Annotated in this window: 17 protein-coding genes and 2 pseudogenes; 5 read left to right on the top strand and 14 right to left on the bottom strand. The window is 71.7% G+C overall.

Annotated features, from left to right (window positions below; genetic code table 11):
• Positions 1-27 precede the first annotated feature (27 nt).
• The 3 genes from ACIP5W_RS28515 to ACIP5W_RS28505 all read right to left on the bottom strand — a co-directional run bounded on the left by ACIP5W_RS28515 (position 28) and on the right by ACIP5W_RS28505 (position 2,684).
• Positions 28-1,011: a nucleoside triphosphate pyrophosphohydrolase gene (locus ACIP5W_RS28515; protein ID WP_401479482.1), complete on the bottom strand. Its 984-nt coding sequence runs from the start codon at positions 1,009-1,011 to the stop codon at positions 28-30.
• Between the two features lie 49 nt (positions 1,012-1,060).
• Positions 1,061-1,711, bottom strand: coding sequence for a SurA N-terminal domain-containing protein (locus ACIP5W_RS28510; protein WP_401479479.1), 651 nt, complete (start codon positions 1,709-1,711; stop codon positions 1,061-1,063).
• A 142-nt stretch (positions 1,712-1,853) separates the two neighbouring features.
• Positions 1,854-2,684 (bottom strand): glycoside hydrolase domain-containing protein, encoded by an 831-nt coding sequence (locus tag ACIP5W_RS28505; RefSeq protein ID WP_401479476.1) that lies wholly within the window; start codon positions 2,682-2,684, stop codon positions 1,854-1,856.
• Positions 2,685-2,911: 227 nt separating this feature from the next.
• Here ACIP5W_RS28505 and ACIP5W_RS28500 point away from each other — a divergent pair, with 227 nt between their 5' ends.
• Complete coding sequence (locus ACIP5W_RS28500; protein ID WP_401479473.1) at positions 2,912-3,304, top strand: hypothetical protein; 393 nt, start codon at positions 2,912-2,914, stop codon at positions 3,302-3,304.
• A gap of 26 nt (positions 3,305-3,330) precedes the next feature.
• Here the strand turns inward: ACIP5W_RS28500 and ACIP5W_RS28495 are convergent, their stop codons facing one another.
• Positions 3,331-4,074 carry an N-acetyltransferase gene (locus tag ACIP5W_RS28495; protein ID WP_401479470.1) on the bottom strand — a complete coding sequence of 248 codons (744 nt, stop codon included), beginning with the start codon at positions 4,072-4,074 and terminating at the stop codon, positions 3,331-3,333.
• A 76-nt stretch (positions 4,075-4,150) separates the two neighbouring features.
• Positions 4,151-4,636, bottom strand: a pseudogene (locus ACIP5W_RS28490) (HNH endonuclease family protein); the annotation flags it as partial.
• Positions 4,637-4,758: 122 nt separating this feature from the next.
• Here ACIP5W_RS28490 and ACIP5W_RS28485 point away from each other — a divergent pair.
• From ACIP5W_RS28485 to ACIP5W_RS28475, 3 genes are all read left to right on the top strand, one after another.
• Entirely contained in the window at positions 4,759-5,880 is a 1,122-nt protein-coding gene (locus ACIP5W_RS28485) for a tyrosine-type recombinase/integrase (protein WP_401479467.1), read from the top strand.
• Positions 5,881-6,239: 359 nt separating this feature from the next.
• A complete protein-coding gene (locus tag ACIP5W_RS28480; RefSeq protein ID WP_401479465.1) occupies positions 6,240-8,081 on the top strand; it encodes a tyrosine-type recombinase/integrase in 1,842 nt (613 codons plus the stop codon).
• On the top strand, positions 8,078-8,677 hold the full coding sequence (locus tag ACIP5W_RS28475; protein ID WP_401479462.1) for a DUF6262 family protein: 600 nt from the start codon (positions 8,078-8,080) through the stop codon (positions 8,675-8,677). Before ACIP5W_RS28480 ends, ACIP5W_RS28475 begins: the two co-directional genes overlap by 4 nt.
• A gap of 122 nt (positions 8,678-8,799) precedes the next feature.
• Here ACIP5W_RS28475 and ACIP5W_RS28470 read toward each other — a convergent pair whose 3' ends face one another.
• From ACIP5W_RS28470 to ACIP5W_RS28445, 6 genes and pseudogenes are all read right to left on the bottom strand, one after another.
• Positions 8,800-9,927 (bottom strand): DUF6183 family protein, encoded by a 1,128-nt coding sequence (locus ACIP5W_RS28470; protein WP_401479459.1) that lies wholly within the window; start codon positions 9,925-9,927, stop codon positions 8,800-8,802.
• A 65-nt stretch (positions 9,928-9,992) separates the two neighbouring features.
• Positions 9,993-10,763, bottom strand: a complete 771-nt coding sequence (locus ACIP5W_RS28465; protein WP_401479456.1) for an HNH endonuclease family protein — start codon at positions 10,761-10,763, stop codon at positions 9,993-9,995.
• Positions 10,764-10,845: 82 nt separating this feature from the next.
• Positions 10,846-11,034, bottom strand: a pseudogene (locus ACIP5W_RS28460) (hypothetical protein); the annotation flags it as partial.
• Positions 11,035-11,354: 320 nt separating this feature from the next.
• Positions 11,355-14,885 carry a transcription-repair coupling factor gene (mfd, locus tag ACIP5W_RS28455; protein WP_401479453.1) on the bottom strand — a complete coding sequence of 1,177 codons (3,531 nt, stop codon included), beginning with the start codon at positions 14,883-14,885 and terminating at the stop codon, positions 11,355-11,357.
• A 521-nt stretch (positions 14,886-15,406) separates the two neighbouring features.
• Positions 15,407-17,986: an ABC transporter permease gene (locus tag ACIP5W_RS28450; RefSeq protein WP_401479450.1), complete on the bottom strand. Its 2,580-nt coding sequence runs from the start codon at positions 17,984-17,986 to the stop codon at positions 15,407-15,409.
• Entirely contained in the window at positions 17,983-18,771 is a 789-nt protein-coding gene (locus ACIP5W_RS28445; protein WP_401479447.1) for an ABC transporter ATP-binding protein, read from the bottom strand. The genes ACIP5W_RS28450 and ACIP5W_RS28445 overlap by 4 nt, the downstream gene beginning before the upstream one ends.
• A 441-nt stretch (positions 18,772-19,212) precedes the next feature.
• On the opposite strand from ACIP5W_RS28445, the gene ACIP5W_RS28440 reads away from it, so the two are divergent.
• Positions 19,213-20,718: an MFS transporter gene (locus ACIP5W_RS28440; RefSeq protein ID WP_401479444.1), complete on the top strand. Its 1,506-nt coding sequence runs from the start codon at positions 19,213-19,215 to the stop codon at positions 20,716-20,718.
• 88 nt (positions 20,719-20,806) lie between these two features.
• On the opposite strand, the gene ACIP5W_RS28435 is transcribed toward ACIP5W_RS28440, so the two are convergent.
• From ACIP5W_RS28435 to ACIP5W_RS28425, 3 genes are all read right to left on the bottom strand, one after another.
• Positions 20,807-21,658 (bottom strand): cellulose-binding protein, encoded by an 852-nt coding sequence (locus tag ACIP5W_RS28435; RefSeq protein WP_401479441.1) that lies wholly within the window; start codon positions 21,656-21,658, stop codon positions 20,807-20,809.
• A gap of 238 nt (positions 21,659-21,896) precedes the next feature.
• Positions 21,897-24,629 (bottom strand): SUKH-4 family immunity protein, encoded by a 2,733-nt coding sequence (locus ACIP5W_RS28430; RefSeq protein WP_401479438.1) that lies wholly within the window; start codon positions 24,627-24,629, stop codon positions 21,897-21,899.
• A gap of 7 nt (positions 24,630-24,636) precedes the next feature.
• A complete protein-coding gene (locus tag ACIP5W_RS28425) occupies positions 24,637-25,650 on the bottom strand; it encodes an SMI1/KNR4 family protein (protein ID WP_401479435.1) in 1,014 nt (337 codons plus the stop codon).
• Positions 25,651-25,742 lie beyond the last annotated feature (92 nt).

The raw sequence follows: 25,742 nt of genomic DNA, 5'->3' as shown, positions 1-25,742 counted from the left end.
CCCGGCGCCGCCCGCACGAGCCCCGTCCTACTCCCCCACGCCTTCGGCCGAGCGGATCGCGTCCCGGTAGGTGCGGGCCGCCGCTCGCAGGGCCGCCTCCGGGTCCACGCCCTCCGCCTCCGCGCGGGCCGCCAGGGCGAGCAGTTCGTAGCCGATGCCCTCCGCCGACGGGAGCGGCACCTCCAGGTGCGCCGAGCGGACCCTCGACGCGAGCTTCGCCGCCAGGGCCAGGCCCGGCTGGTGGAGGGGGATGCCGTCGGTGACCGATGCGCGGCGCTTCTCGACCGCCTTCGTGCGCAGCCAGTGCTCCTTGACCTCCTCGGGGGTGGTCGCGGTGGCGTCGCCGAAGACGTGCGGGTGGCGGTGGACGAGCTTGGTGACGATCGTGCCCGCGACGTCGTCGACGGAGAACGGGGCCTCCTCGTCCTCCTCGGCGATGCGGGCGTGGAAGACGACCTGGAGGAGGACGTCGCCCAGTTCCTCGCGCAGCTCGTCGCGGTCGCCGTCCTCGATGGCCTCGACGAGTTCGTACGCCTCCTCGATGCCGTACTTCGCGAGGCCCCGGTGGGTCTGCCGGGAGGACCAGGGGCACTCGGCGCGGATGCGGTCCATGACCTGCACGAGGTCGAGGAGGCGGGCGCCGGGGAGGTCGTAGGAGGCGGGGAGCAGCTCCAGGTCGGGCATGGTCACGCGGCCGGAGCCGGCCAGGCGGGCCAGGCCGTCCGTCAGGGCGGGCTCCCCCTCGCCGGTCGCCACCACGACGACCGTGCGGCCGCCGGCGCAGGCCGCGAGGAGGTCCTCGGCGGTGGGGGCGGTCTCCGCCACCGCTATGCCGGCCTCGCGCAGGTACGGCAGCTGGGGATGGGTGCCGTCCGCGCACATCACCTGGTCGGCCTCGCGCAGCGCCTGCCAGGCGGGCCAGGACAGCAGGCCGGGGGCGACCCGGTGGCTGGTGGTGAGCAGGACGACGCGGCCGGGGGCCGGGGCGCCTTCGGGACTCGTTGCGTTCACTCCCCGAACGTAACCCAACCCGCCGACGGCCCCCGGCCGCACCGGAGGGTCAGGCCGTCTGCGGCGGCTGGGACGCCGTCGTCACGTCGCGGACCCACGGTGTCCTCGCGTCGACGCGGCTGACCTTCTGCACGTCCCAGTCGCCGTAGCGCGGGTTGAGGTCGACGTCGAGTTCCTTCGACGCCTTCGACAGGGCGTTCCAGAACTCGGGCCGGCTGGTGTCGGTGCCGAGGCCCGTGGCGAGTTTCTGGGCCTCCAGCTGGAGGCGGAGGTTCTCGTCGAGGCGCTGTGGCGGGATGCCGTACTGCTGGAGCCAGGTGGCCTGCAGGCCCTTGGAGCCGCCCGCCTGCTGTTCCAGGCCGGCCCGCATCGCCTGGACCTCCTTGCGGCTGACGGTGATGCCAGCGTCCTCGGCGGCGCGGTGCAGCACCCGGTCGAGGACCATGCCGTGCAGGGTGTCGCGGGTGAGGTTGCCGGTGCGGGCGATGGCCTGGGCGTACTGGGTCTCGTCGGGGACGGCGGCGCGCTGCGCCTCGCGCACCTCGTTCACCCGGCTCTCCAGCTGCGAGACGGTGATCCGCTGGCCGCCGACGACGGCCGCCGCTCCGGGGTGGGCCTCGTTCCCGCAGGCCGTGAGGAGGGGACCCGCCACGACGATCACGGCGGACAGCAGGAACGCGGTGCGACGACGGCGGTGCAAGGAAGCCTCCCGAGGAGATTGTGCGGCGGTGCACAAAGTCTTGCAGTGATCGATGGTAGGCAGTGGGGCGGCTGGGGCCAACCCATTGGACCAACGATTCACCGGGACTTCGGGCACCGCCGCGCCCGCACCCGTACGGGGGTCAGCCCACGAGGGCGACCGGGGCGTCCCACGCGTCGCGGTCCACGGTGATCGTGTAACCGCCGCGGGTCTCCTTGCTGTTGACCATGTACTGGTGGCCGCGGCTGTGGTCGGTGTACTGCGTCGCACCCCAGGGCCAGTCCGCGGTGGTGGTGTTCTGCTTGTCCCACAGCGCGTACCAGAGGTTGCCCGGCAGGTCCGTCTTGTCCGTGGCGGTGGCGATCGCCTTGGCGCTGGAGCTGCTGAAGCCGTAGTAGCCGGCCCGGTAGGTCTTGGCGCGCAGGGTCTTGGTGAAGGAGCGCACGTACGTGAGCACGGCGTCGTTGCACGCCTTGTTCGTGATGTCGTACGACTCCATGTCCAGGTAGACGGGGCTGCCGGCCTTCATGCCGAGCGCGGCGGCCTTGGCCACGGCGTCCGCGGCGTCGGTGGCGCCGAGGGAGGCGGCGGTGGCGGCGCTGATCTTCTCGGGGCTGGTGCCGGTCTGGCAGGGCGGCTGGGCGCCGACGTAGAGCGGGATGAGCTTCCAGCCGGCCGCGTCGACCGACTTCACCCAGGACGCGGTGAGGTTGGCCTGGGTGCAGCCGCGGTTCTTGCCGCCGATGTACACGGCGGCGGCGCCGTAGAAGCCGTCGCTCTTCCAGGCCTTCATCGCGGACAGCGAGGGCGCGGTGCAGGTGTCGAAGGCGCGGCCGGTGTAGGTCTTCTGGGCCGGCCAGGCGGTGGCCGCCATCGACGTCTGCGCGGCGATCCCGGCCCCGGCGAGGACGGCGGCGCCGGCCGCCCCCCACGTGATGTACCTGCGTCTTCTGGACTGCCGGTGCTCGGCCATCCCCACCCCATCGTTTCGTCCGCGCGGGTACGGCCCGGTCGCGGCGTACGCGTGTGCGCAGGTGTGTGCCCCCTGAATCGAACGCACCGTACCCCGCGGCTCCCCCGCACTCGGGAAACACAGGACCCCCGCAGCGGCAAGATTCGCTCATGTCACGGTAAAGACGGGGAGGTCCGGGCGGGGCCCGCCGTGGCCTAATCTTGCTCCCTGGCCACTAGGGGGGCGACATGACGACAGTGATGACGGATACGGACAAGCGGCTCGAGGCGGGCTGGCTCCAGCGGATCGCCTGGGTGGCGCTGGCGTGGCTGTCCTTCGGCCTGCTGGCGTGGGTGCCGTTCCTGTACGTGGCGATCCGCCGCGGGCGGTCCTCGGACTGGGTGGCCTTCGGCGCGTACGCGCTGTACGAGTGCGTGACCGTGCCGTGGATGGCGACGGACGACAGCCCCGACGGGGACGGGTTCATGGGCCTCGCCATCATGGTGACGCTGGTGACGGCGGCCTGCATGCTGCTGTTCGCCATGTTCGACAGGCGGGTCCCGACGATGCCGGCGACGGCGTACGGCACGCCGGGGCCGCAGGGGCACCCCTACCAGCAGGGGTACCCGTACGGGCGGTAGTCCCCGGCCGGGCCCGGCGGCGCCGGTCAGAGCGGGTGCCGCAGCCACACGTTGGGCTCGACGTACACCGCGTGGTCGCGCTCCGGCTCGCAGCGCACCGGCACCAGCGCGCCGGGCACCTCGACGTCGCCCCGGGTGTCGAAGGGCAGTCCCGTCCAGCGGCGCCACTCCGCGAGGGAGGCGGCCACCGTCATCGACGCCGGCGCGACCCGCTCGATGCTCGCCCCGGCCCGGACGTGCACCCGCAGCCACGGGTCGTACGGCAGCCCGTCGTCGCGCACCCGACGGGCGTACTCCTCGACGGGGGTGTGCGGTTCGAGGTGTTTGGCGCTCGGGCGGACCGGGGCGACGACCTCGGCGAAGCCCCGCGCGCGGGCGTTGTCGCGCATCGCGCGGAGCATGCGGCCGGACAGGCCCCGTCCCTGGGCGTGCGGGGCGACCACGACCGAGATCGCGCAGACCGTGTCCGGACGCACCCCGCGGCGCAGGTCGGAGAAGGCCCACACCAGCACCTGGTCCCAGCCGCGGGCGGGCAGCTCGCCGCGCCCCTCGGCACGCAGGGCGAACGGCACGCTGAAGGCGTGTGCGAGGACCTGGCCCCGCTCGTCCTCGGCGAACAGCACGTACTCCGGCAGTTCGACGGGGATCCGCCCGTAGTGCGCGTTGCCCACCGGGTCCTGGGTGGCGAACTCCGGCCAGCTGTCGGGCATGCCGAACACCGGCCCCAGCATCTCGGGCCGCTCGGCGAGGGAGAAGACCTTCGGTTCCATGAGGGCACGGTAGGCGGCGGCGAGGCGGCCGCGGTACGGGTTTTCGCGGCCGTGAGCCGGTCGCCGGGCGGCGTGCTCAGTCGGCGTGGAAACGTTCCGGCGCCCTGGTGGGGTTGCCGCCCGTGGGGAGTTTCTGGCCGGGGCAGCCGGAAAGGACCTTCTCCATCGCGGCCTTCTCGGCGGCGGTGACCCACAGCTGGTACTTCTTCTTCACCGCGACCTGCGCCGCCACGTACGGGCACCGGTAGGCCTTGTTGGGCGGCAGCCAGGTCGCCGTGTCGCCGTCCCCCTTGGAACGGTTGGTGCTCGCGTCCACGGCCAGCAGGTTGAGGGGATCGTTGGCGAGGGCGATGCGCTTGCTCGCGTCCCAGTACTTGGCGCCCTTCTGCCAGGCGTCGGACAGGGCGACGACGTGGTCGATGTCGACCTTGCTGCTGCCGCGCCGGTAGGTGACGTGCTTGCCGGAGTACGGGTCCGACTCCAGCACGCCGTAGGACACCTTGCAGGTGCCGTCGGTGAACCGGACGTCCTCCAGGTCCCGTTTGAGGATGTCGTCGCGGGTTATCTCCATCTCTCTCCCGATCGCGATGCACATGAGGCACAGCCGTAACCCACTCCTGTCCCTCACCGTTATCAGTCATGCCATGAGACACATGAGTGACGACGGAGACAGGAAGCAGATCCATGACGTTACGCACGGAGAAGGCCGTCTCGCCCACCACCGGCGAGACCACCTGGCTCCTGGTCGACGAGGAGACGTACGCGCCCCACCCCGAAGCCCGTGAGTTCTCCCTGTACCTGCGCGGAGCAGGTCGATCGCCACAGACACAGCGCGCGTACATCCCCAGAGTCGGTCGCTTCCTCAGCTGGTGCGCGGAGCGGGGCACCGACTGGAAGACCGTCCGGCTCGGGGACATGAGCCTGTTCAAGTTCCACGTCGAACGGACACCGACCCGGTACGGGCAGCCTCCGACCGGCAAGACGGTCAACGCCACGCTCACCGCGGTCTGCGAGTTCCTCCGCTTCTGCGCCGTCCAGGGGCACGTGGATCACGAAGTCGCCGCGCGTCTCAGCGAGCCGCGTTTCCTCGCCCACGCCCCGGCCGGCTTCGATCCCGGTGAGGGCGGCCAGCACCTGATGGTCAAAGCCCGCGTCCTGAAGGCGCCTGAGATCGAGCGGGCACCACAGACGCTCACTGGCGTCCAGACGGAGCAGGCCATCGAAGCCGCTCGCACCGCGCGTGACCGGTTGCTGTTGACCGTCCTGGTGGAAGCGGGCCTCCGCATCGGCGAAGCCCTTGGACTGAGGCGTGAGGACATGCATCTGCTCCCCGACTCCACGCACCTGGGCTGCCGAACCGCCGGCGCGCACCTGCACGTCAGGCCCCGGCAGGACAACGTCAACGGGGCGCGGGCCAAGGGCGGGCGGCCTCGCATGGTTCCGCTCACACCGGAAGTGGTTCACCGATACCGCGATCATCTCGCCGAGCGTGAACAGGTAGTCGGCTCCGCCGACTGTGACTACGTCTTCCTCAACCTCGTCGGCGTCCACGCGGGGCGTCCGCTCTCGTACTCCAATGCCAAGCAAGTGATGGAACGGATCGGGAGGCGCTGTGGTCTGACCGCCCGGCCGCACATGATGCGGCACACGGCCGCCACCCGCTGGATCCGCAACGGGGTCGCCCCGGACGTCGTACAGACCCTCCTGGGGCACGCCTCCTCGGCGAGCACGGCCGTGTACCTGCACGCGCAGGACGAGGACCTCCGCGCAGCCGTCGAAAGTCTCGCGCCGGAGCTGCTGCGATGACCATTGCGCTGCTTAGCCCCACTGCCGTTCCCTCCGTCCCCGGTACCCCGGAGTGGCCGTCGTGGCTCGCGGCACGCCTGCCGTCGAGCTGGCGCACGGGTGAGTGGGACCCCGCTCAGGCACTCTTCACCGCCGATCCCGGCAACCCTACGACCAGCGTGTTCGTATGCTCCGTCGGTGCCTGTGGCACCCATGTGGCGAGCAACGGATCCCGCTGCGACGCCTGCCGTAAAGCCCGCTACCTTCTGGGCAATCCCGCGGACTTCGACGCCACGCACATCCCGGACCCGTCCCGCCGGCGCCCCAACACCTCCGCGAACGGGGCAATGCCGGGCATCTCCCAGTTTTCGCTCGCGAGCGTGAGCCCCGCGGTCCGCCAGGAGCTCCTGTACGGGCTCCAGCAGCGCGACGAGGCCGGGATCAGCCTGGTCCCTCAGCGGGTACGCCGCATTGTGGCCGGCCTCCCCGCCGGACTCGGCTCACTCCTCGACCTGGACGCCTCCTTTTCCTCCGGGCTTCCTGCTGCGGCGTCCGGCGTCCTGAACGGTGTGCTCCTGCACGTCCGGCGCGTACGCGTCGAGTTCGAGGGCATCGATCCGACCTCGGGCGACGTATGGGAGTGCGCCCTCATCGGGCTGACGGCAGGGCGCGGCCGCAGGTATGCCGCTGTCCACGGCGGCATCGACTTCCGTCCGGTACGGCAACGTTGGCTGCGGGAACTGGTCAAGGAGTACGGCCGCACGGCACGCCCCAACGTCATGGACCTACGGCAGACCGTCTACGCGGCGACCATCGCGTCCTCCGCGCTGGCAAGCCGCCCCCACGGGGATGAGCCGGGGCTCCTCGCCATGGCCGACATGAATGCCGTAGTGGACCTGTTCCGGATCACCAAGCGTCCCGAGGACGGTCACGACTACTCCACCAGCCACCGCAGAGCCCTGCTCCGCCACTGGCGCACGTTCCTGGAATACGCCCGTCAGGCCGGGATGATGGACCACGTGCCCGGCAGGTTCGCGCTCAACCCCCGCTTCCACAGCATCGCCACCGTGGAAGTGACCGAGGACGATCTCGGCCGTGCGATCCCCGAGCACGTCATCGCCCAGCTCGACATACACCTCGGTCTGCTGGGCACCTCCACGGGGTACGCGAGCGGCGGCTGGACGGCCGTCGACTTCGCGCGAATGTACCAGGTGGTCTACGCGGTCCTCCGGGACACCGGCCGACGTCCGGGCGAGGTCACCAGCCTGCACCGCGACTGCCTGGAGCGGGTCGACGGCAAACCGACGCTGATCTACGACAACCACAAGCGGCGACGCCACGGCCGTCGGCTGCCCATCTCGGAGAGCACCGCCCAGCTGATCGAAACCTGGCAGAAAGAGCTCGATGCACTGCCAGCCGTACCGGCCTGCGCCCAGTGGCTGTTTCCCTCGCCGGGACAGCGCAACCGTCCGCGCCGCGGGCATCTGAACACTTCGCATTTCTGCAACCGGATCTTCCGGAACTGGGTCGACGAACTGATCCCGGACCTTGTGGACGACCGGCTCGACGAGGACGGCGCCCCGCTCGCCTACGACCGCACTCAGGTCGTCCCGTACGGCTTCCGCCACGCGTACGCCCAGCGCCATGCGGACGCGGGCACCCGCCCCGACGTCCTGCGGGAACTCATGGACCACCGTTCACTGGACGTGACCATGGGCTATTACAAGGTCTCCCTCAGCCGAAAGCAGGAGGCCGTGCGCACGGTCGCGGCACTGGCCGTCGACCGGCACGGAGCAGCCCGCGGATTCGGCGATCCCCTCGCCTACGAGGTGGAAAGCGTCGGGGTTCCCTACGGCGGCTGCACGGAGCCGAGCAACGTCAAGGCCGGCGGCGGGCACTGCCGCATCCGTTTTCAGTGCGCCGGATGCGACTTCTACCGACCCGATCCCTCCTACCTGCCTGCACTGGAACAGCAGATCGCGGACCTGCGAACCGACAAGGAGGCCGCCCTCGCGATGGAGGCCGCCGACTGGGTCGTGCGCAATCTCGACGACCAGATCCGCGCCTACTCGAAGTCGGCCGACGAGATGCGGCGGAAGCTCGACGCGCTGCCCGCCGAGGAGCGCGCGGTCGTCGAATCCGCCTCGCGCGAGCTGCGCAAGGCCCGCTCCGCAGCGGCCTTCGTCCCCTTGCAGGCACTGACGACACGGAGCCCCGAATGAAGAGTCACGCCGCTTCAGGCGGCAATGACCGGAACTCACGGGTCGAGCGCCTGCGCGCCAGCCGCGCCAAGGACAGCGAGGAGAAGACCAGGCGGGCGCTCGATGCAGTGGACGGCCTTCTCCGCTCGGGACGACGGATCACCGTCGCCCAAGTAGCCCGGGAAGCCTCGGTGTCCACGTGGTTCGTCTACAACCAGTCCCCGGTCCATCAGGCCGTTCAGGACGGCATCACCACCCAGCGAACGCAGGGGCGCCAGAACTCCCACGCTCCGGAGGCGCCTCAGGTGTCACCGGCCGGACTACGGACGGACCTTGCACTGGCCCGCGAAGAGATCAAGGACCTCAAGAAGGAGCGTGATCAGCTTCGTAACCGGGTCAGGCTGTCCCTGGGCGCCGAATTGGAGGGCGTGAACCAGCACGAGCTGCTCGAGCGGGTACAGCAGATCGAGCAGCAAAATACCGCGCTGGAGCAAGCGTTGTCAGAGGCCAGGGGCCAGATCGCTGCCCTGGAGAGCCAACTGCGTGAGGCGGAGGACGACCTCACCGCCGCACGAGCCAGTCTCCGCCGCGCCATGCGGTCCGTTCCAGCCCCGTAACCCGCGCTGCATGGCCACACTTGTGGTTGTCCGGTTCTCAACCCGTCAACCCGTCAACCGGACAGCCACAAGGCACATCGTCCCAACGGTCAGGACTTCACCGAAGCGGGTCCCCGGCATGCTCAATCGGTGTCCGTCGCGGCCAACACCGCCAGTCGTCGGCGTCCTGGAGAGACAGAGGTCAGGCCGATGTCCCAGGCCACGCGCTCGAACCACTCGGTGTCGGCGCCGAAGCCGTACCAGGCGCACTCCCGTGCACCTGCCTCGACCTCCTCCACGGGGGCGCCCTCGGCAGTACCGCAGAGGCCGGCCAGGGACTGCCACGCGGCCAGCCGTCCGTAAGCACCGCGAGCGCCGGAGTTATAGGCACCTCCCGTGGACGCGGCCGCGAAAAGAACCCGCCATGCCTGGTCCGGCGGGCATGCCGCGACCGAGAAGCTGGTCTTCTTCCCCGCATCCTTCAGGCATTCCAACCCCAGTCCCAGCAGCGTGCTCGGTACCGACTCGACCTCCAGAGGAGCTGCCAGGTCGAAGACTCGTGCCTCGATCCGGCCGTTCGACTCCTCAACCCAGTTCGCCACAGCGGTGCCGATGCCCTTGGTGGCCGCTTCGGTCGTCGTTTCCTCGACCGACGGCACATGCGCCCCGGCATCAGCCCGCATCTCGCGATTCGCCGACGGGCCGTACGGCATAGCGTGGCTGCTGCCGCGAGCGCTGTAGCTCGGCAGATCCGGCCGCCCTTCCACATCGGACAGCGCCAGCGGCAGCCATCCCAGCGGGTGGTGTCTCCAGTGCGGCGACGTCGCCCACCCTGTGATCCCCGGAGTTTTCGTGACGTCGGCACCCCTGAGTACCAGTTCGTGGACGAGGCAGGCGCGCAGTTCCTCCGAGGCGTGCCCGGTGAACGCCACGGCCAATTCCTCCACCGGGTGGCTGGAGGCCAGCAGAGAGGCCGCATAACGGTCCAGCTTCCTGCCGGCGGACTCCGTCGAGGAAACCAGCCGCAGCGCCTCGGCGACATTTCCGGGGCCGGGCGTGGTGGCCAGCAGCCGGAGCAGATGGTCGAAGACGCTCCGGTACTGCCATATCCGCCCGGCGTCAGAGCCGTAAGCCCCAGCGAGAGCGATACCGAGGTCCGTGAGGAAGGCAGAGTCCCCCAGCGCCAGCCTGCGGTCAGCCGTCTTCCACACGTCGGTGACACTCTTCAAGCCCGGCAACTTCGTCACGATCTTCTGTATGCGGTCAGCCACGGTGGGCAGCGTATGTGTCCCACAATCCGGAAGCGATGGCATTTTCCCAGTTCACTGCAGCTCGATCAGCCTTCGCACTGCTTCAGCATCATCGCCTTGTCCGCCGTCGTCACAGGGAGCTCGTACTTGTCGGCGACCTGCGCGAACCGCACCGCGTACGAGCACCGGATCTTCTTGTTCGGCGGCAGCCAGGCCGCGGGCCCCGAGTCCCGCTTCGCCGAGTTGGCGCGCCCTTCGACAGGAAGCAGATTGAGCACGTCGTTCGCCAGCTGCTTGCGCTTGCTCTCCGGCCATCGGGCGGCGCCCATCTGCCAGCTGTAGGACAGCGGGACCACATGGTCGATCTGCACTTCGGCCGCCTTCGCCTTCTTCCAGGCGATGTCCTTATTGGTGTACGGGTCGTACAGGTCCATCGAAACGACCACGCAGTCGGAACCAACTCGGAACCGGACGTTCCGACCGTGGAGCTTCAGCAAGTCGTTCCGCGTGTCACAACCGTTCCTCGCCAGCGGTACTCCGTCCGCCGTGTCCATCCACGCATAGCCGTACTCATCTCGGTCGTAGCCCGTCTTCGGCCCGCGGCCCTTCGTGGCGAGTTCTTCGATGAGCTTGCGCGCGGTGGCCTTGTCCGCCTCCGACGTGAGCGCCGCGAGCCCTGGCTTCGTCCCGTCGGGATTCTTCAGTGGGCTCACCGCGCGCCCGGCAGCGGCGTCCGTTCCAGACCCTGTGGAGCTTCCGCCCGGCTCCAGGCCGTCACAGCCCACAACGAACGCGGCGGCAACGGCGACCGTGAGCACGGCCCTCTTCCCGCAAGTACACAGAAGCCTGTGACTCATGTGCCTCTCACCATGCACAGCCGACCACACCCTCCATACGCTGCGAGAACAGACCCGCCACGGCGCGAAGCATGGAGATAACGCGGGTTCCGCAGTCGTTGGAGTCGGTGTCGGCCCAGGCGCGGCCGAACCTGTCCCGGTCGTAACCGGTGCGCGGCGCCCGCCCCTTCACGGTGAGCGACTCGGCGGCCGCCAGGGCGGCTCCCCCGCCCTCCGTGCGTCCGGACCCGGTGGTGCCGGTGCCGGGAACCTGGTCGGTGCAGCCGCTCATGACGCACACCAGTACCGCGGCCGTCGCCGCTCCGCCGCTCAGACGCCGCACGCGCCCCTCCCCTGCCGGACCACTGACACCCGCACAGGGCGTCTTCCCCCGCCGGACCCGTGTACACCGTAGGCCAGGGGCGCACGGGGGCGGACCGGGCGGGCCGTCCGCGAAGCGAGCCTCCCGCGGACGGTCCTGTGCCGCCCTTCGTTCTTCGGGCGCCGGTGTGCGGGCCCCGGCGCCCGCACACCGGGCACCGCACCTCGGGCACCGCACCTCGGGGACCGGACCTCGCGCAGCGGTGCCTGCCCGCCGCCCGGGCGCCGTGACTACCCCAGCACCGTGACCAGGAACTCGCCCACCCAGCCCAGCAGGTCGCGCCCGACCAGCGGCTTGCCGCCGACCTTCGCGGTCTTGGGGCGGGGTACGAGGAGCTGGTGCGCGGCCGGCTTGACGACCGTCCCCGGATAGACCCGCTTCAGCCGCAGCTCCTGCGACTCGCGCAGCTCCACCGGCGCGAACCGGATGTTGGTACCCTGGAGCATGATCTCCCCGACGCCGCACGACCGCGCGAGCATCCGCAGCCCGGCCACCAGCAGCAGGTTCTCCACCGGCTCGGGCAGCTTGCCGTAGCGGTCGACGAGTTCCTCGCGCACGGCCTTGACGTCGTCCTCGGAGTTGGCCGAGGCGATGGCCCGGTAGGCCTGGAGGCGCAGCCGCTCGCCGGGGGCGTAGTCGTGCGGGACGTGCGCGTCGACGGGCAGCTCGATCTTGACCTCGAGAGGGGCCTCCTCCTCGATCTCGCCGGTCTCCAGCTGCCGCCGGTAGTCCGCGACCGCCTCGCCGACCATCCGCACGTACAGGTCGAAGCCGACGCCCGCGATGTGCCCGGACTGCTCGCCGCCGAGGAGGTTGCCCGCGCCGCGGATCTCCAGGTCCTTCATCGCCACGTACATGCCCGCGCCCATCTCGGTGTGCTGGGCGATGGTGGCGAGGCGCTCGTGGGCCGTCTCCGTGAGCGGCTTCTCCGGCGGGTACAGGAAGTAGGCGTAACCGCGTTCGCGGCCGCGGCCCACCCGGCCGCGCAGCTGGTGCAGCTGGGACAGGCCGAAGTTGTCGCCGCGTTCGACGATGAGGGTGTTGGCGTTGGAGATGTCGATGCCGGACTCGACGATGGTGGTGGAGACGAGCACGTCGAAGCGCTTCTCCCAGAAGTCGACGACGACCTTCTCCAGCGCGGCCTCCGACATCTGGCCGTGGGCGGTGGCGATCCGCGCCTCGGGCACGATCTCGCGCAGCCTCGCCGCGGCCCGGTCGATGGACTCGACCCGGTTGTGGATGTAGAAGACCTGGCCCTCGCGCAGCAGTTCGCGGCGGACGGCGGCGCCGATCTGCTTCTCCTCGTAGGGGCCGACGAAGGTGAGGACCGGGTGGCGCTCCTCCGGGGGCGTGGTGATCGTCGACATCTCGCGGATGCCGGTCACCGCCATCTCCAGGGTGCGCGGGATGGGCGTGGCCGACATCGTCAGGACGTCGACGTTGGCCCGCAGCTTCTTCAGCTGTTCCTTGTGCTCGACGCCGAAGCGCTGCTCCTCGTCGACGATGACCAGGCCCAGGTCCTTGAACTTCGTCTCCGAGGAGAACAGGCGGTGGGTGCCGATGACGACGTCGACGGAGCCTTCGCGCAGGCCCTCCAGGACCGCCTTGGCCTCCGTGTCGGACTGGAAGCGGGACAGTGCCCGCACCTTCACCGGGAACTGCGCGTACCGCTCGCTGAAGGTGCCGAAGTGCTGCTGCACCAGCAGCGTGGTGGGCACGAGGACGGCGACCTGCTTGCCGTCCTGGACGGCCTTGAAGGCGGCGCGGACGGCGATCTCCGTCTTGCCGTAGCCGACGTCGCCGCAGATCAGGCGGTCCATGGGGACCGACTTCTCCATGTCGTCCTTGACCTCGGCGATGGTGGTGAGCTGGTCGGGCGTCTCCGCGTAGGGGAAGGCGTCCTCCAGTTCGCGCTGCCAGGGGGTGTCCGCGCCGAAGGCGTGTCCGGGTGCGGCCATGCGGGCGCTGTACAGCTTGATCAGGTCGGCGGCGATCTCCTTGACGGCCTTCTTCGCGCGCGCCTTCGTCTTCGTCCAGTCGGCGCCGCCGAGGCGGTGCAGGGTGGGCGCCTCGCCGCCGACGTACTTGGTGATCTGCTCCAGCTGGTCGGTGGGGATGTAGAGGCGGTCGCCGGGCTGGCCGCGCTTGGCGGGGGCGTACTCCACGACCAGGTACTCGCGGGTGGCGCCCTGGACCGTGCGCTGCACCATCTCGATGTAGCGGCCCACGCCGTGCTGTTCGTGGACGATGTGGTCGCCCGCCTCCAGGGTGAGCGGGTCGATGGTCTTGCGGCGGCGCGCGGGCATCCGGGCGCCGTCCTTGCCGGCCGCCTTCTGTCCGGTCAGGTCGGTCTCGGTCAGTACGGCGAGTCCGAGCGCGGGGTCCACGAAGCCGTGGTCGATGCAGCCGCACGCCACGTGCACGACCGAGGGGGAGATCTCGCCGAGGTCCGCGTCGAGGCGGGCCGCGACGCCCTCACCGCCCAGCACCTCGACGGTGCGGGCCGCCGGGCCGTGCGCCTCGGTCACGAAGACCGTGCGCCAGCCGTCGGCGAGCCAGCCCTTGGTGTCGGCGAGGGCCCTCGCGGTGTCGCCGCGGTAGGCCTCGGGGGCGTGCATGCCGAGTTTGAGGGTGTCCGCCTCCGGCTCCAGGCCGGCGGCGAAGGGGGACACGGACCACCACATCATGTCCAGCTCGCGCGCGCGGTCCCGCACGTCGGCGATGGACCACAGGGAGGCCGCGCCGACGTCGATGGGGGCCTCGCCCCCGCCCGCGGTGGCCGCCCAGGACGCCTGGAGGAACTCCTGGCTCGTCGCCACCAGGTCCGCCGCGCGCGTGCGGACCCGCTCGGGGTCGCAGACGACGGCCATAGACCCCTTGGGCAGCACGTCGAGCAGCAGCTCCATGTCGTCGACGAGGACGGGCGCGAGGGACTCCATGCCCTCGACGGCGATGCCCTCCGCGATCCTGCCGAGCAGCTCGCCCAGTTCGGGGTGCTGTTCGGCGAGGGCACGCGCGCGCGCGCGGACGTCGTCGGTGAGGAGGAGTTCGCGGCAGGGGGGTGCCCACAGGCCGTGTTCGGCGACTTCGAGGGAGCGCTGGTCGGCGACCTTGAAGTAGCGGATCTCCTCGACGTCGTCGCCCCAGAACTCGACGCGCAGGGGGTGTTCCTCGGTGGGCGGGAAGACGTCCAGGATGCCGCCGCGCACGGCGAACTCGCCGCGCTTCTCGACCAGCTCCACGCGCGCGTACGCGGCGGCGGCGAGGGCTTCCACGATCTCGTTCAGGTCGGCGCTCTGACCGCCCCTCAGGGCCACCGGCTCCAGGTCTCCGAGCCCCTTGACCTGCGGCTGGAGCACCGAGCGCACGGGCGCCACGACGACGGAGACCGGACCGGTCTCGGGGTCGTCGGGGCGGGGGTGGGCCAGGCGGCGCAGAACGGCGAGGCGGCGGCCGACGGTGTCGCTGCGCGGGCTGAGCCGCTCGTGCGGGAGGGTCTCCCAGGAGGGGTACTCCACGACACCGTCCGCGGGCAGGAGCGAGCGCAGGGCGGCGGCGAGGTCCTCCGCCTCCCGGCCGGTCGCCGTGACCGCGAGGACCGTGCGGGAGGTCTCCCTGGCGAGGGCGGCGATCGTGAAGGGGCGGGCTGCCGGGGGACCGACGAGGTCGATGTGCATGCGGTTGCCGTCGGCGGCGGCGGAGACCGCTTCCGCGAGGGCGGGGTCCTTCACTACGGCGTCGAGCAGACCGTGCAGGCTCATGGAGGGGGTTTTCCGTCCGGGGGTCCGAGGTGGGTGGTCTTGAGTGGGTGGTCCGGGGTGGGTGGTCCGGTGCGGGTGGGGCGGGGTGGGTGGTCCGGTGCGGGTGGGTCGGGGTGGGTGGTCCGGTGCGGGTGGGTCGGCAGGGGCGTGTGGTCCTGGCTGGGCGGGCAACGCGAAGGGCCCGACGCGTGTCACGGGCCGGGGGTGTCCAGGGTACGACGGGGCGGGGCGGTCCGCCCGGGGCTGTGGACAAAGCGCGGTGGCGGCGGGGCGGTGGCGGCGGGACCGGGTCGTTGCGCCCCCGCCGCCCCTTCCCGTCCCGGCCCCGGAGGCTGCCGCCCCGCCGCCCCGCCGCGCCACCGGCCCCAGCTCCGGCCTGGACGGCCTCGTCCTCGAGCGCCGGACGGGCCGCGTTGCCCCACCGCCGGTTTTCAGCTCGCCGAGTCGGCACGTCGCGCACGACGAAGCCGGCGCCGAAGAGCCCCCCGTGGCTCCTCGGCGCCGGCCTGCCCGACCGGAGGTCAGTCCGTGGCGATCGCGTTCAGGACGTTCATCCGGCCCGCCCGGAACGCCGGGATCAGTGCGGCGAACAGGCCCACGAAGGCCGAGGCGACGAAGACGCCGAGGATCGTCGGCCAGGGGATGTCGAGGACGGTCAGGCCCTCCAGGGCGAGGAGCTGCTGGGCGGTGGCTCCCCAGCCCATGCCCAGGCCGAGGCCGAGCAGCGCGCCGAAGAGGGCGATGACGACCGACTCCAGGCGGATCATGCGGCGCAGCTGCCGGCGGGAGAGGCCGATCGCCCGCATGAGCCCGATCTCCCGGGTGCGCTCCACCACGGACAGGGCGAGCGTGTTCACCACACCGAGGACCGCCACGATGATCGCGAGTGCCAGGAGGCCGTAGATCAGGTTCAGCATCTGGCCGATCTGGTCCTTGAGGGCTTCCTTGTAGTCGGTCTGGTCGCGGACGGTGTACTGCGGGTAGTCGTGCAGCGCGGTCTTGAGCGAGGTGTAGGCGGCGTCCTGCTGCCCCTCCTTCGCCGTGGCGAAGACGAGCTGGTCGAGCGGCATCTTCTCGGCCGGCACGTACTTGGCGACGGTCGAGATGGAGGCGTACATGGCGCCCTTGTCGATGACGACCTCGTCGCTGGTGATCGCGCGGACGGTGAGCGCGGCGGTGGTGCCGTCCTGGAAGGCGACCTCGACCTTCGAGCCGATCGTCAGGTGGTGCTCCTCGGCGAAGCCCTCGAAGACGGACATGGAGTCGGGCCGGTAGGCGTCGGCGAGCTTGCCGGCCACGGTCTCGGTGGAGACGTCCGTCGCGTACGAGGGGTCGGCGGCGTTGAGGGTCTCGCCCTTGGACGTCTTGCCGTCGGGGGTCGTCAGGTCGGCGTCGAGGAGTTTGTACTCGGTGACCCGCTCCAGGCCCGGCGCCGACTTCACGGCCTGCACGGCCTGCGGGGTGATCAGCTGGCCGTTGTCGTTCTGGATGATGAAGTCGGTGCCGACGCTGCTGTCGAGCTGTTCGGTGGCCGAGGCGACCATCGAGGAGCCGACCACCGACAGGCAGGCGACCAGGGCGAGCCCGATCATGAGGGCGGCGCCGGTGGCGCCGGTGCGGCGCGGGTTGCGCAGGGCGTTGCGCTCCGCCATGCGGCCGACGGGGCCGAAGGCCCGCAGCACGATCGCGCCGAGCACCCGGACCAGGCCGCCCGCGAGGAGCGGGCCGATCACCACGAACCCGATCAGGCTCAGCACGACGCCCAGACCGAGCCACAGGGAGCCCTCGCTCGCCTTGTCGGCGGCGGAGGCGAGGTACAGGCCGGCCACGCCGCCGCCGGTGAGCAGCAGTCCGAGCACGGCCCGTACGACGCCGGCCTTGGCGTCGGTGGGGGCGCCGGCGTCGCGCAGCGCGGCCATGGGGGAGACCTTGCCGGCGCGGCGGGCGGGCAGGTAGGCGGCGAGGACGGTGACGACGACGCCGAGGACCAGGCCGACGACCGGGGTCGTCCAGGCCACCGTGAGGTCGTCGGTGGACAGGTTCATGCCGGTCATGCCCATGAGCTTCATCAGGCCGACGGCGATGCCGACGCCCGCGCCGACGCCGAGGACGGAGCCGACGACGCCGAGCAGCAGCGCCTCGGCCAGGACCGAGCGGTTGACCTGCCTGCGGCTGGAGCCGATGGCCCGCATCAGGCCGATCTCACGGGTGCGCTGGGCGACCAGCATGGAGAAGGTGTTGATGATCAGGAAGATGCCGACGAGGAAGGCGATCCCGGCGAAGCCGAGCATCGCGTACTTCATCACGTTCAGGAACTCGCCGACGTCCTTCTGGTTGGCGTCCGCGGTCTCCTTGGCGGTCTGCACCTTGTAGTCGCCGCCGAGCGCGGCCACCACGTTCTTCTTCAGCTGCGCGTCGCTCACTCCGGCCGCGGCCGTGACGTTGACGTCGGTGAAGACGTCGGGCTCGCCGACGAGGGTCTCCTGCGCGGTCCTGGTGTCCAGGTAGAAGATCGCCGCGCCGGGGTTGGTGACGGTGAAGGACGCGATGGCCGAGACCTTCGCGGTGTGGGTGCCGACCGCGGTGATGACGCCGATCTCGTCGCCGAGCTCCAGGTGGTGCTTGTCGGCGGTGTCGGCGTCGACCATGATCTGGCCGGAGTTCTCGGGCGCGGCACCCTTGGTGATCTTCATGGTGCGGGCTTCGTTGGCGTTCCAGCTGCCGACGATGGTGGGGCCGCCGCTGGTGGGCGACAGGCTGTCCTTGTCGGCGTCGACGACGGTCACGGCGCTGGAGAAGACGGTTCCCTCGGCCGACTTCACGCCGGCCGCCCCGCGGACCTTGCCGACCACGTCGGCGGGCATGACCGGCGGCTTGCCGTTCTTGGCGGTGGTCTCACCGGTGTCGGAGGCGCCCTTCGCGCTGACCGTCACGTCGGAGGAGGTGGCCGCGAACAGCTTGTCGAAGGTGGTGTTCATGGTGTCGGTGAACACCAGCGTCCCGCAGACGAAGGCCACCGACAGCAGGACGGCCACGGCCGACAGGGCCATGCGTCCCTTGTGCGCGAAGAAGTTGCGCATCGAGGTTCTCAGCACGGTCATGACGTACGCCCCCGGGCGTCGAAGTCCTTCATGCGGTCCAGGACCTGCTCGGCGGTCGGCTGGTGCATCTCGTCGACGATGCGGCCGTCGGCGAGGTACAGGACGCGGTCGGCGTAGGAGGCGGCGACCGGGTCGTGGGTGACCATCACGATGGTCTGGCCGAGTTCGTCCACGGAGCGGCGCAGGAAGCCCAGGACCTCGGCGCCGGCCCGCGAGTCGAGGTTTCCGGTCGGCTCGTCGCCGAAGATGATCTCGGGGCGGGCGGCGAGGGCGCGGGCCACGGCGACGCGCTGCTGCTGGCCGCCGGAGAGCTGGGTGGGCCGGTGTTTGAGCCGGTCGGACAGCCCGACCGTCTCGACGACCTGCTGCAGCCAGGCCTTGTCGGGCTTGCGGCCGGCGATGTCCATGGGCAGCGTGATGTTCTCGATCGCGTTGAGCGTGGGCAGCAGGTTGAACGCCTGGAAGATGAACCCGATCCGGTCCCGCCGCAGTTGCGTCAGCTTCTTGTCCTTGAGCCCGGTGATCTCGGTCTCGTCCAGGTGGATCTGCCCGGACGTGACGGTGTCCAGGCCGGCGAGGCAGTGCATCAGGGTGGATTTGCCGGACCCCGAGGGGCCCATGATCGCGGTGAAGCGGCCACGGGCGATGTCCACGTCGACGTGGTCGAGGGCGACGACGCGGGTCTCACCGGACCCGTATGCCTTGACGACCTGCCGCGCCCGAGCGGCAACGGCCGTACGCCCTCCAGTGCCCCCGTGCCTGGGAATGGTCACAGCCGAAGTCACGTGAATCTCCAAAGGTCGAAAGTGAGGAAGCGAGCGGGACGCGCGAGTGGTGCCGCGTCGGTGCGTGGTGCGGTGTTGCGTCCTGGGTCCTACGTCGAAGAGTCTGTCGGCGCGACCGGGTGCGGCGCGCTGGGGCTCGGACCCGTCTTCGTGGGGGGTTAACCCCACCTCCGGCCGGTGGGGTTGTCCGCCCCAGCGGCGTAAAGCCAGGTTAAGGAGCCACCCCGGCCTCTCTCGTCCTCCGGCGGTACGAACCCTCCCCGAGCCGTAGTACGGAGATACCCCTAGGGGCTGTCCACCGAGAGGCGGAGTGCTCCTCGGGGTCATGTCCACCCTCAGGCCCGGTCAGGCTCCACCCTCCCGTCGGGTCAGGGGCAAGTGGGAGGCTGTCCGGGCCTGATGGGTGCAAGGGGCACGGCACGGGCAGGGGAGGGGTACGGGATGGGCGACGTCAGACCCGCGACACGGGAAGCCGCGAGGCGGGGCACGGCCACCGGGAAGCGGGGAGCGGTGGTCGCCGCGCTGATGCTCTCCATGGCGCTGGCCGCGCTCGACGCCACCGTCGTCTCCACCGCCGTGCCGCAGATCGTCGGCGACCTCGGCGGGTTCTCCGTCTTCTCCTGGCTGTTCTCCGGCTATCTCCTCGCCGTCACCGTCACCCTGCCCGTCTACGGCAAGCTCTCCGACACCTTCGGCCGCAAACCCGTACTGGTCGCCGGCGCGGCCCTCTTCCTGCTCGGCTCGCTGCTGTGCGCGCTCGCCTGGAACATGGGCGCGCTGATCGCGTTCCGCGTCGTGCAGGGCCTGGGTGGCGGCGCGCTGCAGGGCACCGTGCAGACCCTCGCCGCCGACCTCTACCCGCTGAAGGAACGCCCGAAGATCCAGTCCAGGCTGTCCACGGTGTGGGCGGTGTCCGCGATCGCGGGACCGGGTCTGGGCGGACTGCTGGCGGAGTACGCCGACTGGCGGTGGATCTTCCTCGTCAACCTGCCCGTCGGGGCGGTGGCGTTGTGGCTGATCGTGCGTCACCTGCACGAACCGGAGCGGACGTCGGGAACACGCGCGCGGGTCGACTGGGCGGGCGCGCTGGCGGTCTTCGCGACCGGCGGGGTGCTGCTGACCGCGCTGGTGCAGGGCGGGGTGGCCTGGCCGTGGCTGTCGGCGCCGTCGTTCGCCCTGTTCGCCGCGGGACTCGCCCTGGCCGGCCTCGTCGTGGCCGTCGAGCGCCGGGCCGCCGAGCCGATCATCCCCGGCTGGGTGTGGCGCCGCCGTACGATCGCCGCGGTCAACCTCGCGCTGGGCGCGCTGGGCCTGCTGATGGTGGCGCCCACGGTGTTCCTGCCGACGTACGCCCAGGCGGTGCTGGGCCTGGATCCGGTGACGGCCGGGTTCGTGCTGTCGGTGTGGACGCTGAGCTGGCCGCTGTCGGCCGCCCTCAGCCAGCACGTCTACCGGCGCATCGGCTTCCGCGACACCGCCCTCCTCGGCATCGGCGCGGCGACGCTGATCCTGCTCGCGTTCCCCCTGCTGCCGTATCCGGGTGCGGCCTGGCAGCCGGCGCTGCTGATGCTGCTGCTCGGCGCGGCCCTGGGCCTGTTCCAGCTGCCGCTGATCGTCGGCGTGCAGTCGACGGTCGGCTGGTCGGAGCGCGGCACCACCACCGCGTCCGTCCTCTTCTGCCGCCAGAGCGGGCAGACGATCGGCGCGGCCGTCCTCGGCGCGGTCGCCAACGGCGTGCTGGCGGCCCGGCTGGGCGGCACGGGCGACCTGGACTCCGTCGTGCGCGACCTGGACGCGGGCGCCGCCGCCGAGGCGACCCGGCACGCGGTCGCGGAGGCCGTGCACGCGGTGTACCTGGGCGCGGCGGGCGCCGCCGCGCTCGCCTTCCTGGTGCTGCTGTGCCTGGCCCCGCGCCGTTTCCCGGTGCTGGCCGAGCCGGGCGACTGATCCCGCACCGGCTGCGGGGAACCGACGTACCCCCGGGGGCCGGCACCCGGGCGCGACGGCCGACGGACGGCCGGGGCCCGGCGGGCGCTCACTGCGCGGCGTGCCCCGTCAGGGTGCTCAGGCTGCTGCGCACGGAGTCGATCTGCGCCTGTACGTCGTCCCACCGCTCGCCGTGCTCGCGCAGCACCCGCTCCGTCTCGCGGGCGATGCGCTCCGCACACGCGCGTGCCTCGACGAGGACTTCGGCGGCACGCGCGCGTGCCTCCTCCTGGCTCCGGCGGGCGGCTTCCCCGGCGTCGGCGAAGTCCTGCTCCGCCGCGGACAGCGCCGACTCGGCGCGCGCCACCAGCCGCGCGTGGTGCGCGTCGAGCGCGGCGGCCCGGTCGGCCTCCTCACGTTCGACCGCGGCCCACCGCTCGGCCTCGTCCCTGTCCCGGTCGGCGAGCAGGGCGGCGGTGCGCCGGCGCATCTCGCGCAGGACCGCGAGGGCCTCGCCCCGGTGCTCCCTCACCTCGCGCCGGGCGCCGACGCGGATCCCGTGGGCCTCGGCGCGCGCCGCGAGCAGGTCCTGCCGGGCGCGCTCCTCCGCCGCCGCACGCACCTCGCCGGCCCGCTCCCACGCCGCCGCGCGCACCGCCCGGGCGTCCGCCTCGGCCCGCGCGACCTGCTCCCGCGCCGCGCTCCGGGCACGTTCCCGCACGGCCGCCGCCTCCTCCCGTCCGAGCTGGAAGATGCGCCGCGCACGCTCCCCGAGGGCGTCGTACGTCTGCGGCGCCAGCCCGTTCACGGCGTCCCGCAGCCGTACGGCCTCGGCCTCCATGTCCTTGGCCAGCACGGTCAGCCGGGCGGCCCGCTCCCAGGCGGCGTCCCGGTCGGCCGAGAGCGCGGCGGCGTACGCGTCGACCTGTTCGGGCCGGTAACCGCGCCCGCGAACGGTCATGAACCCGGGTGGTGCCATCGAAGCGCTGATCACCTGGAACCCCTCTCCACCAGACGGCCGCAGAATAGATGATTTACCGCATATCCTGAGGTATCGGCTGTAAGGGCCCGTAACGCGACACTCCGCACACGGGTCACGGCCGACCGCCCATGCGAAAGGGCCGGCCCCGGTCACACGACCGGGCCCGGCCCTCCCGCACACACACGCGCGTCAGCGTCGCGTCAGCGGGGCGTACGCCTCACAGCAGCCCGTCCCACATCTCCTCCAGCAGCACCGACCACCAGCTCTCCGGCGAACCCAGCGCCGCCGGGTCCAGCGCGGCCAACTGCGCCTGGAAATCGACGGTCCAGCGGCCCGCCTGCTCCTGGTTCAGACCGAACCGCAGCCGCCACATCCGCCCCAGCAGCGCGAGGCAGCGCGCGAACTCCGGCAGCCCGCTGTTCACGAACTGCGGCGGCACGGGCGCCCCGCCCGGCCCCGCCTCCACCGGCACGGCGACGATGTGCGCCGTGCCGTACTGCACGCAGATCGCCTTGCCGAAGTCGCTGCCCATGACGAGGTACGAGCCCGCGTCCGCCGCCGGCTGCACCCCCCGCTCCGCCGCCAGCTCCGCCAGCGTCGGCACCGGCCGCCCCGGCTGGGCCTGCGCCCAGAAGAACGGACCCAGGTCCACCGGCAGCCCCGCCACCACCAGCGTGTGCGCCACGATCGGCGGCACACCCTGCCGGGACACCGCGGCCTGCTCGAACCGGAACACCCCCGGCCCGAACACCGCGCCCATCTCCTGCGCGATCGCCTCCGGCGGGACCGGCGGCGCCGGCTGCACCGGCGGCAACGGCGCACGCACCGGGGCGGGACGCGCCGGACCGTCGGCGACCTGATGCAACTCACCCTGATGAGCCAGGAGCTGCCGCATCCCCTGCTGCCGGCTCGCATGGTCCGTGCCGTACGGCGCGATGCTCGTGATCCGCGCCTGCGGCCACTGCTCACGGATCATCCGCGCGCAGTACGCCCCCGGCAGCTCACACGACTCCAGCTCGGTGTGCAGCTCCAGCACCTGGTCCGGCGGCACGTTCATCGCCCGCAACTCGTGGAAGATCTGCCACTCCGGATGCGGCGTGCCCGGCGCCGAACGCCGGATCACCTGCCGCTCCGACCCGTCGTGCGCCCGGTAGCGCAGCACGGCCTGGTAACCCGGCCCGACGGTCGGCTGCCCCTGCTGGGGATAGCCGTACGCCTGCGGCTGCCCGCCGCCGGGCACACCCGGCGGCGGCACGGCACCGGGGGGCGGCATCGCACCGGGGGGCATCGCACCGGGCGGCGGCATCGGCGGCCGCGGGACGCCCGGAGCAGTTCCCGGAGCACCCGGAGCCGCCCCAGGGGCGCCCGGCACACCGGGCACGCCGGGAGCGGGCGGCGGCGGAGGCGCACCGGGACCGCCCGTCGGAGGCCCGGACAGCATCGTGGCGGCCCGGTGCGCGGCACCCTGAGCCCCACCGGCGGACCCGTGGGCGCCCGGAGGCTGGGGAGCACCCGGAGGCTGCGGCGCGCCCGGCCCCATCCGGCTCGGGTCGGCAAGCATCGTCGCGGCCTGGTGCACCCCATCCGGGGGCGTACCGCCGGGCGGGTTCGGCGGGGCGGGCGGGTTCGACCCACCAGGGGCACCGGGGGCACCCGGAGCACCGGGGCCGCCCGGCGCCCCCTGCCCGGCCGGACCCTCGGGACCAAGCGCCGACACCAGCTGCGTAGGCACGTAACCGCCCGCCGACGCGCCCGGTCCGGCCGGACCGGCGGACGGCGGAGGTGTGGCACCCGGCCGCGCGCCGGGCATGCCCGGCGCGCTCGGCGGAGGCGGCGGCGCTCCACCGGTACGCCGGCGCGGCGGCGGAGCCGCCTTGCTGGTCGCCGCATCGGCGATGTCCCGGGCGTTCGGCGCGAGCGGCCGGGCCGGAGCACCCGTGGCACCCGGACCCGCCGGCGGCTGCGGCACACCGGGCCCCTGCGGACCGCCGTAGGACGACGGACCCGGCACAGGCGTCCCCTGCGGCCCGGCCGACGGCGGAGGCGGAGGCGGTGTCCCCGGCCCACCCGGCACCGGCGGCGGCGTGGGGGTGGAGGTGGGCGGCGGCGTGGGAGCACCGCCCGGCGCACCCCGCCCGTCCACGTCCGAAAGCGCCGGCGCAATCGCCGTGGGCGGAATCCGGCTGCCACCCGAGATCAGCGCCGTCTTGGCGTCCGACGCGGCGGACGGCGGCGGCGCCTCGTCGTCGGCACCGCTCAGCGGCGGCGCGAACACCGTCGCCGGCAGCGGCACGGAACGATCGTCACCGGCATCGCCGTTGGTGTCCGTGCCCGTCCAGGGCGTGGCCCCGGCAGGTGTGGGAGCCGGCGTCGGGATCCCCGCCTGCGTCCGGGGCAGCGACGGATCACCGAAGTCACCGGCCGGACCCACCGAAGCGGCGGATGCCGGCGAGGAGGAAGCAGCCGGGGAGACGGAGGAAGAGGAAGAGGAAGCAGAAGCGGACACGGACGGAGAAGACGCGGACGACGGGGGCGACGCGGACGACGCGGAAGGCGGGGCATCCGCCGCCTCCCCGGCCCCCAGCCGGTCCGCCGCCTCCTGCAGCCACTCCGGCGGCGACAGCAGGAACGACGTCTGGTTCAGATCCACCCGCGCCGCGGCCGGCGGCACCGGCGCCGGCCCGCCCTCCGGACGGCCGTACTCCTCCTCGTACCGGCGGATCACCTCACCCACCGGCAGCGCCGGCCACAACGTGACCTCACCGCTGTCACGGGCCAGCACCAACCGCTGCCCGCCCCCGTCCGAACGCGGCCCCTCCGCACGGTCCTCGGCCCACACCACGAACCCGAGCCCGAACTCCCGCACCCGCACCTCACGGTGCTGATACGCCGGAACGTCCCCGTTGACCCACTCTTCACCGCGCTCCTGCGCCTGCGCGAACGTCACCATCGCCCGATCACTCCCCCACACCGACGGACGGAACGGAAGAACCGGAGGTAACAGGAACAACCCGCGCGAAACCACCGTCCACCATCAGATTCGCCACCGTCTCCAACTCCGGCGGCCGCCCCGCCAGCCGCGACAGGAAGACGTCGAAGTCCTCACCGCACGGCAGCAGCAACCGCTCCACCCGCTCCGCCGGCGACCACGCCGGATCCACGTCCCGCACGTCGTCGTACGCGCAGAACCACACCGAACCGATCCGGTCACCCTTCACCTTCACGGCCAGCAGACCACCCTGCACGAACCCGACACCCAGATAGTCCTTGGTCAGATGATCACGCAGACACTTGTTCACATACACCAGATCATTGACGGCCGCCTCGTCCCGCACCGTGAAGAACGGCTGGTCCACCAACAGCCCCAACTCCGCGTCCAGCGCCACACCCACCGGAGCACAACCACCCGCAGCCTTCAAGAACGTCCGGTACGCACCCGGCAACCGGTACCCCAGGTCCTCCTCGACCCCCTGCACCTGCTGCTCCGTCACCGCCACACCCGACTTCGACAGCCCGAAATGCGCCGGACGCGTCTCCTGCAACGGCCGCGTCCCACGCTTCGCCTGATCCACCACCGCCGTCGCGATCCCACCGTGATGGCGCAGCAACGCCTTCACCTCCACCGGAACCAGCTCCAGCCGCCGCGAACCCACCACGTGGTGCCACGTCCAGCCGTGCGGCGTCGCCACACTGTCCACCGTGTCCCACAACTCGTGCCCCGACGCCGACAACGCCGCGTTCGCCGACACGTAGTCCGTCAGCCGCAGCTCGTCGACACCGAAACCCTCCGGAGGATCCGCGATCTCCGCAGCCGCCCGCGCGTAGGACGAGAAATCGGGGTAACCACGCTCGTCCACCCGTACCCCTCTCGGGTGACGTGCGGCCCGGACCGGATCCGGGAAATGCACGACCTGCCCGGCGTAGGCCGCGTTCGGCGGCGCGGCTCGCTGCCCGAGCCGACCTGTCGTCATGGCGGTTGCCCCCTGCGGCGCTCTGGACGGACCCCGGCGGCCGGATCCGCACCCGGACCGACCACCACGCCCCGTATCCGACTGTCTCCAAC

The organism is Streptomyces sp. NPDC088766, assembly GCF_044750845.1.
Classification (GTDB): Bacteria; Actinomycetota; Actinomycetes; order Streptomycetales; family Streptomycetaceae; genus Streptomyces.
This window is presented reverse-complemented; position numbering and strand designations above follow the sequence as displayed.

Excerpts from the sequence above, each read along its gene's own strand:
- ACIP5W_RS28505 (WP_401479476.1), bottom strand. The coding sequence starts at position 2,684 with ATGGCCGAGCACCGGCAGTCCAGAAGACGCAGGTACATCACGTGGGGG.
- ACIP5W_RS28500 (WP_401479473.1), top strand. The coding sequence starts at position 2,912 with ATGACGACAGTGATGACGGATACGGACAAGCGGCTCGAGGCGGGCTGG.
- ACIP5W_RS28495 (WP_401479470.1), bottom strand. The coding sequence starts at position 4,074 with ATGGAACCGAAGGTCTTCTCCCTCGCCGAGCGGCCCGAGATGCTGGGG.
- ACIP5W_RS28485 (WP_401479467.1), top strand. The coding sequence starts at position 4,759 with ATGACGTTACGCACGGAGAAGGCCGTCTCGCCCACCACCGGCGAGACC.
- ACIP5W_RS28475 (WP_401479462.1), top strand. The coding sequence starts at position 8,078 with ATGAAGAGTCACGCCGCTTCAGGCGGCAATGACCGGAACTCACGGGTC.
- ACIP5W_RS28465 (WP_401479456.1), bottom strand. The coding sequence starts at position 10,763 with ATGAGTCACAGGCTTCTGTGTACTTGCGGGAAGAGGGCCGTGCTCACG.
- mfd (WP_401479453.1), bottom strand. The coding sequence starts at position 14,885 with ATGAGCCTGCACGGTCTGCTCGACGCCGTAGTGAAGGACCCCGCCCTC.
- ACIP5W_RS28450 (WP_401479450.1), bottom strand. The coding sequence starts at position 17,986 with ATGACCGTGCTGAGAACCTCGATGCGCAACTTCTTCGCGCACAAGGGA.
- ACIP5W_RS28440 (WP_401479444.1), top strand. The coding sequence starts at position 19,213 with ATGGGCGACGTCAGACCCGCGACACGGGAAGCCGCGAGGCGGGGCACG.
- ACIP5W_RS28435 (WP_401479441.1), bottom strand. The coding sequence starts at position 21,658 with ATGACCGTTCGCGGGCGCGGTTACCGGCCCGAACAGGTCGACGCGTAC.
- ACIP5W_RS28430 (WP_401479438.1), bottom strand. The coding sequence starts at position 24,629 with ATGGTGACGTTCGCGCAGGCGCAGGAGCGCGGTGAAGAGTGGGTCAAC.
- ACIP5W_RS28425 (WP_401479435.1), bottom strand. The coding sequence starts at position 25,650 with ATGACGACAGGTCGGCTCGGGCAGCGAGCCGCGCCGCCGAACGCGGCC.